The organism is Shewanella sp. HL-SH4 (assembly GCF_051164845.1).
GTDB lineage: Bacteria > Pseudomonadota > Gammaproteobacteria > Enterobacterales > Shewanellaceae > Shewanella > Shewanella glacialimarina.
Window position 1 is genome coordinate 782,102 of sequence record NZ_CP195037.1, and the last position, 11,840, is coordinate 793,941.

Below are 11,840 nucleotides of genomic sequence, written 5' to 3' on the forward strand. Positions count from 1 at the left end.
CGATTCTCAGAAAGGAAGTAACACAGTGGATTCATATGACTTTTCAAATAAAGGCCGTACTTTAGAGCAATTACATGGGAAGTTAACTCATGCTGAAGTTTTGCCATTAATTGTTATTTCTTATCAACAATTCATTAGTCTTCATGACGGTTTTTTAAAGAATTTATTTAGTACATTACAAACAAATTGTTTGGTAGTGAGAAGCAGTTATAGCCAAGAGGATAGTATTAATGGTTCCATGGCTGGAATGTTTACAAGTATATTAAACATTGAAACATCAGAACAGCTTTATCAAGCTATTAAAGATGTTTTTGCTAGTTATCCTGCAGATTTTAATGTTAACGAAGAAGTATTAATTCAACCTATGGCTACCGACATTGTCAATTGCGGTGTTATTTTCACTAGAGAGCCAACTTCAGGTTCATCGTATTATGTTATAGCTGATGATACATCAGGAAAAACAGATACTGTTACATCTGGTGTTAATTCAGAAATTAATACCTACTTTATCAAACATGGTGTTGTCCCAACTATTCCGTTATTAAAAAAGCTTATACCTTTTGCTGAAGAGCTAATGTTATGTTTTAGCCATAATACATTAGATATAGAATATGGGATTGACAGTGTAGGTAGATTATTTTTATTTCAAATCAGACCTCTTTGCACACACAAAAACATCGATGTAGACCCTTCGTTAACAAAAGTAGACAGTATATTCAACAAACTAACGATGTTAATGAACCCTCATCCATTTTTATTTGGAAAAACCACTGTTTTTGGCGTTATGCCAGATTGGAATCCAGCCGAAATTATTGGCTTATACCCAAAGCCCTTAGCGCTAAGTTTATATAAAGATTTAGTAACCGACAGTACATGGGCTTACCAAAGAAATAATTATGGCTATAAGAATTTACGTAGTTTTCCATTAATGATTGATTTCTTGGGCCTTCCCTACATAGATGTTAGAGTCAGTTTTAACTCTTTCTTACCAAAGGATTTACGTCCAAAACTTGGTCATAAGCTAGTAGATTTTTATTTAAATTGTTTAAAAGAAAATCCTAAATCCCATGATAGTGTGGAATTTGATATTGTACTTTCTTGCTATACACCATCAATTCAAACAAAAATGGAAAAGTTAATTCAAGCTGGCTTTTCTGAGGCTGAGTGTGGTGAACTTTCATCTCAACTACTCAGTTTAACAAATCGAATAATAGATCCTATTACTGGCTTGTGGATCCAGGATTTACATCGCATTGAAAAACTTAAATCACTTCATAAAGTCACCATTGAGGGGTTTGATGATCCGGTATCAAGAATATATTGGCTTCTAGAGAATTGTAAACGTTATGGCACTCTGCCATTTGCAGGTTTAGCAAGAGCTGCATTTATTGCGGTACAACTTTTACAGTCTCTTAAGGATGAAAATATTCTGACCCAAGATGAGTATGATCAATTTTTATCATCCCTAACAACGGTAAGTGGCACCATGCAAAGTGACTTTGCACACTTATCAAAGGAACACTTCTTAAAAGAATACGGGCATTTAAGACCTGGAACCTATGATATTGGATCCGCAAGGTACGATATGGCTTTCGAGAAGTATTTTGCATCTAGCCATAATTCTGAGTCTCAGGAATCTATTAGAACAGAGTTAAAACTTGAACCGCATATTTATGAAAAGATAAATAACATGTTGATTGAGCATGGTATTAATCATAGTGCCAGCTCATTATTACACTTTATTAAAAGCGCTATTGAAGGCAGAGAATATGCAAAATTTATCTTTACCCGTAGCCTAAGCGATGCGATTGAAGACTTTGCTTTACTTGGTGAGCATCATGGTTTTACTAGAGATGACATGTCATTTGCAAATGCAAATATAATTAATCAATTAATGACTGGTAGCGACTCTCAATATGAAGTGATTAAAAATAGCATCTCGTTAGGCAAACAACTATATGCGGCAGCTGAATTAGTAAAACTACCACCATTGATTAATTCTCCTCACGATGCATATGAGTTTATGACATCAGAATGTGAACCAAGTTATATTACCCGGAAAAAAGTTATAGCATCTCCAGTAACATGCCATGATGGTGCTGATTTGACGGGTAAGATAGTGCTAATAACAAGCGCAGATCCTGGTTATGATTGGATATTTTCACATAAATTAAAAGGGTTTATTACCGCATTTGGTGGCTGTAATTCACATATGGCGATACGTGCTGCTGAGTTGAATATTCCTGCTGTAATTGGTGCTGGTGAGTATAAGTTTAATCAATGGAAGCAGGCTAAGTTTTTAGAGCTTGATTGTGAATCTAAAAGTGTGCGAGTCATCTAATGACCCCAGTATTTATTGTGCAGCAAACTAATATCGAGGCCCATGATGAGGTACATAATACTTTAGATAATAGGTGGTCTGAATTTTTTAACAATGCCAATATTTGCCCGATTTGTCTGCCTAATCAGCCAGATTTAGTCATAAAAATGCTAGAAAGTAATATCGCCCGCGCCGCAATTCTTACTGGTGGAGGAGAATTTAGTCATCAGTTATCTGATAAAAGAAGCCAGGTAGAGCGACTGGTTATGGCTTGGGCTGAAAACAATAATTATCCTATCATTGGTGTCTGTAGAGGAATGCAATCTATGATGCTCTATAAAGATGCCTTGTTAAGTCCCTGTAAAGGGCAGGTATCTCAGCAACAGCAGATAACCTTTCGTAATGAGCTTATAGAAGTTAATAGTTTTCATAATTTTGAATGTATTAATCTTTCACCTGAGTTTGAAATTATAGGAACAGGACATGATGGTGTCATTAAGGCTGTTATTGGTAAGCAATTACCATGGCTTGCTATTATGTGGCACCCAGAAAGATTGGTGCCTCAGCGCTCACAAGACCTTCAATTATTTAATCATTTTTTAAAACAGGATAATACATGCAAGGATTAATTTTAGCAGCAGGAAGAGGTTCGCGTCTCGGAGAATTAACATCATCAAACCCTAAAGGGCTAACCCCTGTATTAGGTGTTAGCATGCTTGAGCGTCAACTTATGGCGATGCAATCTGCATATATCCTTGAGATAGCAGCAGCATCAGGTTACATGAGTGAAAAGATAAAGGATTATATTCCTAAGCTATTTCATAATGCAGATTGGCAAACATCCAACATGGTAAGCTCCCTTTTGGGGTGTCATGAGTATTTGCAAACTGACACTACAATTGTCAGTTATTCAGATATTATTTACCCTACGCAGGTTATTAGTAACTTAATAAAAGCAGATGGGGATATTGTGGTTGCTTATGATCCTCATTGGCAACAACAATGGCAATTACGCTTTGACAATCCTCTAGATGATGCTGAAAGCTTTGCACTTGATAATGTAGGTCTACTTATGGATATTGGTCAAAAAGTGAAGGATATTGACTCTGTGCAAGGTCAGTTTATGGGGTTATTCAAACTGACCGTGAATGGTTTCAAGTTAATTAACGATATTACTGCCAACCTAGATTTATCCATCGTCAATAAGTTAGATATGACAGCATTATTAAAGATGTTATTAAGCCATAACGTAATTATTAACGTGATGCCTATCAATGACTTTTGGTTTGAAATAGACTCTCAAAAAGATTTAGCGGTTTGTGAAGACTACATGAGTAAAAATAATATTATATTATCCTAGAGTCAGTTTACCTTGAACCTTTATATCTGAAAAAGGCTTCCTGTCTGGCTATTCTGGGACGGAGTCTTATTACAGTAATTGTTTAACTTTGCTACTTTACAAAGCGTTAAAAAAGAATGAGCAGAATTTTATTGTTGCCACGTTCATTCAAAATCTGAATAAGGATCGATGATTTGAGCGTGCCAATTTTGAGACAGTTTTGTCATTCTTTCTCTAGTCGGCGCATAAATTGGCACAATATAGGAAGTATTAGCCACCAGTTCTAATGCAGTGCTAGATAAAATCTCTTGTCCCGCAAAGGTGTGACCTGCAAGCTCATAATCATAAAGCATTATTTGTTGATTCTCTATTGCCTTGAGTATTGAAGGATACGATTGTATTAATAAATAAAAATCTCCACCGATACCCCATAACCCGACTTTTTCTTGCTGCGTTAGCTCCTGCTGGATCCGATTAAATAGAGCACTCAAGTAACTATTATATTGAGAAAAACGCTGTTCAACAGCAAGTTTAGCCGAGTGTTTTATAGCGCTATGGTGACTTATTTGTGCCGTGGTCACTTTTTTTAATAGCAACAATAATCTGGGAATATTACCTGTGGTTAGCTGCTGTTGATTGATAATTTTCAGACCCGCTTTTTCAGCAATCAACTTGAGAGAGTCTTTAGTGTAATAATGAATATGTTGGCCATGAACTATATTGGTCACTCCCAATTTATCTGTAAAAGCATCTGGACTGCAATCTGGCACTTCGATAAAAATAATACCGTCCTCAACTAAACATTCGCTCATTTGCGTTAAATAACGCACAGGTTCGACTATGTGCTCAAGAACATGTGTGCTGATTGCGATGTTGATTGGATATTTAGCAAAATGAGGCAGGATTGTATCCAGTTGATTTAAGTTAGCATTAATATGTTCGACTTTATTCGATTGTATGTGGTCGTGAAAATCTACGCTAGAAAGCTTGATTGAAAACTCTTTAAATTGACTATCAATATGCTTCAGCGTCGCACCACCACCCGCGCCAAAGTCAACAATATGCGCGCCCATTTTTATATAGGATGCGAAAAACGCTGACATTTCCTCATAGGGAGACTTCTCTCCTTCAGGAGTATCACACCACATATCAGGCTCTAACGTATTGGAAAAATAAAGTGCACCAAATATTGCGTCAGTATAAGGGATGGTTACTTGAACATGGCTGCAATGCTGGCACTGTCCAATGGGGAAACGGAGCACTTGTCTTTTGAGTTCTTTAGCCAGCTTATCCCAAATACCGGAAGTCAGTGTATCTATATTTTGCCATGCGGTGTGACCGCATACTTTACATGATGTTTGCTTCGCAACTATCGTGCTCATCTTAATCATTCCCGGTATAAAAAGGGTCTACAACATTATGCCAATCTTGGCTAAGTGATTTCATCTTTATCCTTGTTTCTGCAAGTTGAGGGCTCATAAAAACGGTATACTTGGCCGAAGGAATTTGACTACTGCATAAGATGGGTTGCTGCTGGAGTATTCTGTCTTTTAGTGCTAAATCAAACAGCACAATATTGCCTTGCTTAATCAAGTCATTTATATCTACGTGCTCAGTCATCAAATTATAAAAATCAGCCCCTACTCCCCAAATACCAACCTTACCATCTCGGCTTATACTCTCACGCAATGCATCGGCTAGATTAGCCCGTAGTTGACGACATTGTGCTTGATAATGTTTGATCACATTCGCGGCATCAAATAAAGAAGATGATGGATGAGATTGGACTATTTCATCTGGGGTTAGTAATACCTGTAATCTGGGTATATAGCCTGTTGTTATGCGACTAATTTTGACCACTTTAAATCCAGCACGTTTAGCTGCAAAAGTTATAGAGTCTGCCGTATAGTAATGAATATGTTGTAAATTAACTAAATTACTCATACCAATGGATTGAACGGTATGGTGTTGTGAAAAGTCAGGGACTTCAATAAACACCGCCCCATTTGGGCTCAGTTGTTGTTTGATATGCTGTAAGAAGTTAACTGGATTAATTACATGCTCTAATACATGCGAAGCCATCGCTAAATCAATACCTTCTGGCCAATGTTGGTTTGGCAACTGATCGAGATTATTTAAATCGAACGAGAGATAGTGAATATTATCTTCAGAAAAACGGTCATTAAAATCGATACCGACTAGTGTACTGTCTGGCAGTCGTTTATTGGCAGCAGCTAATAGTTTTCCTTCGCCACAACCAAAATCGACGACAGTCTTAGGTGTCGAATCATTTAATGCAAAGTCTATCATCTCTTCGTATGGGCTATTATCACCCACTAAAGTTTCATGCCACATAACGGCTTCTTGGGTAGAGTGAAAATACAACTTTTCAAATAAAGCTGGTGTATATTCATGACTAATCTGCACGTGTCCACAATGTTTACATTTAGATAAAGGATAAACTGAGTTTTGACGGGAAAGTATTGTGCTACTTTCCTCCCATATCCCAAATGAAATATCTGAAAACGTTTGCCATTGCTGACGGTTACAAAGCTGACATGAAGTTATAGCCATAGGTGAAGTCCTAGTTGGTAATACCGCCGTCAATCGTCAGCGTCTGCCCAGTAATAAATGCCGCGTCATCGGACAACAAGAAACTGATTGCAGGGGTTATATCTGCAACAGTGCCCAAACGATGCATAGGTGTACGGCGGATAATTTGGTCGCGTTTTTTATCTGAAAGTGTCGACGACATCTCAGTGTCGAGATAACCAGGAGCAATCGAATTAACGGTAATATTTCGGCGGCCATTCTCTCTGGCAAGCGCACGGGTTAAGCCATCTAACCCCGCCTTTGAGGCAGAATAGGCAGCAAGACCAGTATAACCTCGACTACCAATGATTGAGCTTATATTGATAATTCGCCCCGCACTATTCTGCCTTAAGAATACCCTTAGCACCTCACGGGCAAAGTACAAAGCACCGTTTAAATTCACTTGCAATAACGCATCAGATTCTACATTAGGAAAGGTGGCTAACACCCCCTCTTTTGCAATGCCGGCATTATTGATTAGCCCCCAAAGTGGTACTTCTGCCCATTCACAGGCTGATTTTACAAATGTAGCGGTTTGTTCTGCATTACCGACTTCACATTGAAACCACTTAACATGTTCGTTGTTATTTACTAGGTCCTCGATCGCCGCCGTTTTATTGCGACTACAGGTAGAGACCTTATAACCTTGATTAAGTAAGTGAATAACTGTGCCTAAACCCAGTCCACGACTACCGCCTGTGACCATAATGTGTTTCATTGAATCAACCTCTGTTTTTTACCCGTCGCAGAAAGACTAATTTGCTCACTAAAGGTGATAATTCTAGGGCGTGCCGCAGGTTCTAATTGTTCAGCAAGTTCTTTAAGTGCTTCTTTAGCAATAGATTGATCATCAGCACATAACTCTACACAGATAAGTGCCCCTGTAATAGGGTTAGCTTTGGCGTAGACTCTTGCGTCAGTTATTCCAACCAATGCAATAATTTTTTGCTCTAAGGTTTCAAGATTAACCTTAACACCACCTACATTCACTAAACTATCTTCTCGACCGGTAAATAATACTCTGTCACCAGTGAGTGCAATACAGTCGCCGGTGTCGATAGACTCGTTAAGCCTGTTTAATTGTAATGTATGCGTAGCGGTTAATTGCCAGCCATTAAACTCTTGTTTTAGCCAAGTTCGAGGAAAGCCCGCTAATCCATCTTTAACTGAAAATATCACACCAGCTTCAGTGGTTGCGTAGATATGGCGCACCTTAGCCTTAGGACATTGTAACTTGATAGCATCTAAGGTGCGCTGGTCAGCTATTTCTCCGCCCAGAGTAATAACGGCCAATGGTGGTGATTTTGTATGCCAGCTCATTAATAACGCCCGCATCATTGAAGGAGTCGCACTAATGGCATTAACACTATGCTTTATCGCAAGCTCGGCTTTGCGTTGAAGATTGGCATCAACATCGGCAATCAACGTATCTTTACTAACAATAGCCTGCAAAATGACTTGTAAACCAGCAAAGCTCATTGGGTGATAACAAAGTAGCCACCTGCTAGCCCCTTTTTCGGTATTGTTAGCATTTTTAGGCATCAATTTGTTTAGCCGATGAAAAACTAACTTAGGTTGCCCAGTCGTACCCGATGTTAATAGTCCAATAGCGAAACCTGTTGGAAGATTGCTGTCATCAATATCTTGATTAGTTCGATTAAAAATAACTGGAATATCAGCTTGTTGTGCATCAACCATCGCCTGGATCATTTTCGACACCAGCGGGCTAGTTGCGTTGTCAGCAGCGCCATTAAGCTCGATGAACGTTTTGCTTTTACAGTCAGTACTGGGAGTAAAATCAATTCCACAGCACTGTAAGCCCGGCTCAATTAATAAGAATTGCTCATCGATAACAAACATTAAACTGCTGCACCTTCATAAAGCGCTATCAGTTCGGCAATGCTGTGAAACGTCTTAAATCCATCACGAAAGGGATCAATTCCGGTTGTTAATTCTAAAGTCACAATCAATGTTGCTAAGTCCAAAGAGTCCATTGGTAAGTCGACTAAAAACTCTGACTCGACAGTTATTTCAGGACAGACCTCGGCCTTATTTTCAATAATTTGACGGGTCTCATTGAGGATGATATCGGCTAAGTTACTCATATATTATTCCAATCATTAAAAGCGGCTGATATTTTATCTAAGCTAAAATGTTGCTTTTGGGTTAGCCAATCTTCTTTTAGCTGCTCAAAAATGTGCACATCCAGTAGCTGGCCATTTTTACAAATATGTTGCTTTAGGTGACCAACTAAACGCGTTTTATGCAATGTCTGTAGCTTGACCACTTTTTCATTTGCATCAAGTACATAGTTTACAATTTTGTTGAGCTTTAGCTGGTAAAAAACATAGTTACAAATATAAGTATGCATTGTTACACCATATTTGAGTCTCGCTTGACGCTCATAAATATAAGAACCCGTACTGCAGCGTTGGTGTTGTCTATCTATATCGGTAAAACACAAAAAGCCAATTGAAACACCATCATCTTGGATCATATAACCACGATAGTTGTCATTTTTTTCAAGTGACTGTATCCAGTTTTTTTGTTTGTCTAATGATGGATCTTCAAGATCACTGAACATGTGTTTAGTGATCTCTGGATCGGTACGCCACTTGAGCAATAACTCTGCATCACTGACATCTACACGTTTAAAATTTAACGCCATTATCTACTTCTTAATTTGCTAAATAGCCGCCTTCAACTGGCAGTGTGACAGCGTTTATCCACTTAGCAGCGTCGCTAAGTAAAAAGGCTACCGCATTGGCCACATCTTCTGGCTGCCCTAATCCCATAGGGTGTTGGTTAAGCATATGCTGATATTGTGCTTCGGTCATACTGTCTTGGGTGCGTTGTGCCATCTCTGTTTCAACGAGTGCAGGCGCAACACAATTAACCCTAATATTATCCCGCAGCAACTCCATCGATAACCCTCGAGTTAGCGACATTAAACCAGCTTTGCTTGCGCCATAAACAGTATTACCTGTTTGGCCTATAAGCCCCGCAATTGAGGACACAAAAACAATCGCACCTTGCTTAGAGCGATCACGCTTGAGCCTGAAACCTTTAGCTATAGCCATAGCGCTAGCTAAATTGACATGCATAGTTTCATTAAAAAATGCTTGGTCAAATACCCGTATAGGTTTGGTTATTTGAATGCCCGCACAATGAACAAACCCATCAATATAACCGTATTCTTTAACTAATGACTTTACCCAGTCAGAGAGTTTATCGGTATCAGCCATATCAAATGGCGCACAAACATGACCACTACCTTCAAGGCTTGATGCTGTCTTTTCAAGAGCGACTTGGTCGCGACCATTGAGTATCAAGGTTGCGCCCAATTTAGCGAGTAACACGGCGCATGCGCGGCCAATGCCTGCCGATGCGCCAGTAATCAATACTCGTTTACCGCTGAAATCCATAGGATTAAAGATCATCTCGGTACCGACTAGTTAATTATGCAGTTAAATGTTCTTCAACCAGTGCAATAAGATCCGCTACTGTGTTGATCTCTTCTAATTTGTCACCTTGAATGATGATGTCAAAATTCTCATCAGCCATCGCAATCACGCTCAGAAAAGCTAATGAATCCCACTGCTCAAGCTCCATCAATACTTCATCACCTTTTAAGGTGTTGTCATCAAGTTCTAATATCTCTTCTAAGTTGTTTAAAAATTCTTGTCTGTTCATCTTATTCACCTCTAATTTATCGTGTTTTTTTATTTACAGTGCCGCTAATAGTGTATCGGCAAAAATAGGTATTTGTTTATGTTAATGTGCTGTGCGTTGTGCCACATGGGCATTTATCTTTGCAAGCTGCGGATCATTAAGCAGCAAAGTGCAAATTTTGTCAGGACTCGCCTCAAGCCAGTCATTGCCTAAATGCTCAATTAGTTGTTCAACAAGATGAAGGTCATCTTGTTCATCAACGCAAAGCCTAAACTGCCCCCAGGCTAATTGTCCGGTTTCTATCGGTACAATATGTGCATCGGGTTTGCTGTAAAGGTAAAGGGTCACATGTTCTCGTTGTGGCTGAGTCGTCGCCTCTTTATAGGCGTTTGACAGGCTTGCCATGCTAAATACTTCCACATCAAACCCTCTGGGGAAATACGCGAGGCTAATGTGTGTGTACTGTGATATGTCCCCTTGACGATGTTGTTTCACTGCCTCATCAATAAGGCTGGGGCAGATAAGCGGGCAATCCCCCGTGAGACGGATAATAATATCCTCATCGGTTGCCTCTGCCGTTAATGCTGCGTGATAAAAACGATCGAGTACATCATGTTCGTCACCACAAAAATACGGCTGCTGATTGGCTTCACAATAGTCAACAATGGGTTGATCTGTCGACTCAGTAGTGGTGGCGATAATATGAATATCAACCAGTGTTGACTGTTTAACTCTGCCAATGTGATATTCCAACATAGGGCGGCCATTTATTGGCGCTAACACTTTGCCAGGTAATCGGCTCGATCCCATGCGAGCTTGCGTAATGCAAATGACGCGCATTTATTTCTCCTTTTTAAGTAAAGGAAAAGACAGATAAGCTTCTTTCATCGGCTCGCCAAAGGCGATATCTTGGGTAGCGATTTGGCCAATTATTTGAGGTAAATAGCGCGTGTGTAGCCCGTGAGCGGGTCTCACTGATCGCACATTGTCAGCGGTAAACTTCTGGCCTTGTTTAATCGCCTGCGCAATATACAAGGAACGCCTGAAATCTCTTCCACCTGCTTCACTGGGTTTTACTTCATAGCCAGCAACGCCCAGTGCACTGTGCACTTTATCCGCTTGTTGTTTTAATTGAACAAATTCATCAGGTTCTAATGAAAATGCAGCATCTACTGAACCATCACTTTTATCGAGTGTAAAATGCTTCTCAATAACACTTGCACCAAGCGCTACCGCGGTAATAGATGCGGTATTTTCAATGGTGTGATCACTCAAGCCGATAGGAAAATCAAACCGCTGACACAGATCGGTAATAGTGCGTAAATTACAATCTTCAATCGGCGTTGGGTAACCGCTAATACAATGCAGTAATGCCAACTGCGTGCCACCAGCTAAGGCAACAGCTTCAACAGCCTCTTCAATCTCTTCCAGTGTAGCAAGACCGGTTGACATAATGATTGGCTTGCCGGTTTTTGCTGCAGCGCTAATCAATCCAATATCGTTAATTTCAAAAGAAGCAATTTTATAAGCTGGGCAACCAAGGGATTCAAGCAGTTCAATTGCGCTAAGGTCAAAGGGAGATGAAAATAACGTAATATTATTTTGTTTTGCTCGTTCAAATAGCGCTTTATGCCACGCCCATGGGGTGTGAGCCTCTTGATAAAGATCATATAGCGTACGACCAGCCCAAAGGCCACCTTCAATACTAAACTCTGGGCCATTATGGTTAAGCGTTATGGTATCAGCGCTATAGGTTTGAATTTTGATAGCGTCAACGCCTGTTGCCGCTGCGGCATCAATCATCGCCAAGGCTTGATCCAAATTACCTTTATGATTACCTGATAATTCTGCAATAACATACGGTTTATGCAGTGGGCCTATTTCTCGGCCATCGATATTAATTGTGGAAGCAAACAT

13 protein-coding genes are annotated in these 11,840 nt (G+C 39.6%); 3 read left to right on the forward strand and 10 right to left on the reverse strand.

Features of this window, described 5'->3' with window-relative positions; translation table 11 throughout:
- Positions 1–25: 25 nt before the first annotated feature.
- Genes ACRWQL_RS04385 through ACRWQL_RS04395 form a run of 3 tightly spaced genes read left to right on the forward strand, consistent with a single transcriptional unit; the run spans position 26 to position 3,680 of the window.
- The gene (locus ACRWQL_RS04385) at positions 26–2,341 is read left to right on the forward strand and encodes a PEP/pyruvate-binding domain-containing protein (RefSeq protein WP_434952544.1); all 2,316 of its coding nucleotides are present in this window, start codon (positions 26–28) and stop codon (positions 2,339–2,341) included.
- Positions 2,341–2,949, forward strand: coding sequence for a gamma-glutamyl-gamma-aminobutyrate hydrolase family protein (locus ACRWQL_RS04390; protein ID WP_434952546.1), 609 nt, complete (start codon positions 2,341–2,343; stop codon positions 2,947–2,949). The genes ACRWQL_RS04385 and ACRWQL_RS04390 overlap by 1 nt, the downstream gene beginning before the upstream one ends.
- Positions 2,937–3,680 (forward strand): NTP transferase domain-containing protein, encoded by a 744-nt coding sequence (locus tag ACRWQL_RS04395; RefSeq protein WP_434952548.1) that lies wholly within the window; start codon positions 2,937–2,939, stop codon positions 3,678–3,680. The genes ACRWQL_RS04390 and ACRWQL_RS04395 overlap by 13 nt, the downstream gene beginning before the upstream one ends.
- Positions 3,681–3,823: 143 nt before the next feature.
- Here ACRWQL_RS04395 and ACRWQL_RS04400 read toward each other — a convergent pair whose 3' ends face one another.
- The 10 genes from ACRWQL_RS04400 to pseI all read right to left on the reverse strand — a co-directional run bounded on the left by ACRWQL_RS04400 (position 3,824) and on the right by pseI (position 11,840).
- Entirely contained in the window at positions 3,824–5,041 is a 1,218-nt protein-coding gene (locus tag ACRWQL_RS04400; RefSeq protein WP_434952550.1) for a class I SAM-dependent methyltransferase, read from the reverse strand.
- Position 5,042: 1 nt separating this feature from the next.
- On the reverse strand, positions 5,043–6,233 hold the full coding sequence (locus tag ACRWQL_RS04405) for a class I SAM-dependent methyltransferase (protein WP_434952552.1): 1,191 nt from the start codon (positions 6,231–6,233) through the stop codon (positions 5,043–5,045).
- A 10-nt stretch (positions 6,234–6,243) separates the two neighbouring features.
- Entirely contained in the window at positions 6,244–6,969 is a 726-nt protein-coding gene (locus ACRWQL_RS04410) for an SDR family NAD(P)-dependent oxidoreductase (RefSeq protein WP_434952554.1), read from the reverse strand.
- Positions 6,966–8,111 carry an AMP-binding protein gene (locus tag ACRWQL_RS04415; RefSeq protein ID WP_434952556.1) on the reverse strand — a complete coding sequence of 382 codons (1,146 nt, stop codon included), beginning with the start codon at positions 8,109–8,111 and terminating at the stop codon, positions 6,966–6,968. Before ACRWQL_RS04415 ends, ACRWQL_RS04410 begins: the two co-directional genes overlap by 4 nt.
- Positions 8,111–8,356, reverse strand: a complete 246-nt coding sequence (locus tag ACRWQL_RS04420; protein ID WP_188923647.1) for a phosphopantetheine-binding protein — start codon at positions 8,354–8,356, stop codon at positions 8,111–8,113. The genes ACRWQL_RS04415 and ACRWQL_RS04420 overlap by 1 nt, the downstream gene beginning before the upstream one ends.
- Positions 8,353–8,919 (reverse strand): UDP-4-amino-4,6-dideoxy-N-acetyl-beta-L-altrosamine N-acetyltransferase, encoded by a 567-nt coding sequence (gene pseH / locus ACRWQL_RS04425; RefSeq protein ID WP_434952558.1) that lies wholly within the window; start codon positions 8,917–8,919, stop codon positions 8,353–8,355. The genes ACRWQL_RS04420 and pseH overlap by 4 nt, the downstream gene beginning before the upstream one ends.
- 10 nt (positions 8,920–8,929) lie before the next feature.
- Positions 8,930–9,691, reverse strand: a complete 762-nt coding sequence (locus tag ACRWQL_RS04430; protein ID WP_434930169.1) for an SDR family NAD(P)-dependent oxidoreductase — start codon at positions 9,689–9,691, stop codon at positions 8,930–8,932.
- 19 nt (positions 9,692–9,710) lie between these two features.
- Positions 9,711–9,944 (reverse strand): acyl carrier protein, encoded by a 234-nt coding sequence (locus ACRWQL_RS04435; RefSeq protein WP_226410496.1) that lies wholly within the window; start codon positions 9,942–9,944, stop codon positions 9,711–9,713.
- Positions 9,945–10,025: 81 nt separating this feature from the next.
- A complete protein-coding gene (locus ACRWQL_RS04440; protein WP_434952560.1) occupies positions 10,026–10,763 on the reverse strand; it encodes a cytidylyltransferase domain-containing protein in 738 nt (245 codons plus the stop codon).
- Positions 10,764–11,840: a pseudaminic acid synthase gene (pseI, locus tag ACRWQL_RS04445; protein ID WP_434930172.1), complete on the reverse strand. Its 1,077-nt coding sequence runs from the start codon at positions 11,838–11,840 to the stop codon at positions 10,764–10,766. It abuts the gene before it with no gap.